Below are 1002 nucleotides of genomic sequence, written 5' to 3'. Positions count from 1 at the left end.
GTGTCGGTGCAGTCCATGACCACGACCCGTACGTCGGACATCGGTGCGACGCTCCAGCAGATCGCCGAGCTGACGGCTTCGGGCTGCCAGATCGTCCGGGTGGCCTGCCCGACGCAGGACGACGCGGACGCGCTGGCCGTGATCGCGAGGAAGTCGCAGATCCCGGTGATCGCGGACATCCACTTCCAGCCCAAGTACGTCTTCGCGGCGATCGAGGCGGGCTGCGCGGCGGTCCGGGTGAACCCCGGCAACATCAAGCAGTTCGACGACAAGGTCAAGGAGATCGCCAAGGCGGCCCGCGACCACGGCACGCCGATCCGCATCGGCGTGAACGCCGGCTCGCTCGACCGGCGCCTGCTGCAGAAGTACGGCAGGGCGACCCCGGAGGCGCTGGCGGAGTCCGCCCTGTGGGAGGCGTCGCTCTTCGAGGAGCACGACTTCCGCGACATCAAGATCTCCGTCAAGCACAACGACCCGGTCGTGATGGTCGAGGCCTACCGGCAGCTCGCCGCCCAGTGCGACTACCCGCTGCACCTGGGCGTCACCGAGGCCGGCCCGGCCTTCCAGGGCACCATCAAGTCGGCCGTCGCCTTCGGCGCGCTCCTCTCCCAGGGCATCGGCGACACCATCCGCGTCTCCCTGTCGGCCCCGCCGGTCGAGGAGATCAAGGTCGGCATCCAGATCCTGGAGTCGCTGAACCTGCGGCAGCGCGGTCTGGAGATCGTCTCCTGCCCGTCCTGCGGCCGCGCCCAGGTCGATGTGTACAAGCTGGCCGAGGAGGTCACGGCCGGTCTGGAGGGCATGGAGGTGCCGCTGCGCGTCGCGGTCATGGGCTGTGTCGTCAACGGGCCCGGCGAGGCCCGCGAGGCGGACCTCGGCGTCGCCTCCGGCAACGGCAAGGGGCAGATCTTCGTCAAGGGCGAGGTCATCAAGACGGTTCCCGAGTCCAAGATCGTGGAGACCCTCATCGAGGAGGCCATGAAGATCGCCGAGCAGATGGAG

Annotated in this window: 1 protein-coding gene; it reads left to right on the top strand. The window is 68.8% G+C overall.

The window, feature by feature from the left end:
* The coding region (gene ispG, locus ACP4IX_RS36245; protein ID WP_426527120.1) for a flavodoxin-dependent (E)-4-hydroxy-3-methylbut-2-enyl-diphosphate synthase at positions 1–1002 on the top strand (1002 nt) is incomplete at both ends.

Origin of the sequence: Streptomyces sp. WG5 (assembly GCF_049974565.1) — a bacterium.
Lineage (GTDB): Bacteria > Actinomycetota > Actinomycetes > Streptomycetales > Streptomycetaceae > Streptomyces.
This window is presented reverse-complemented; position numbering and strand designations above follow the sequence as displayed.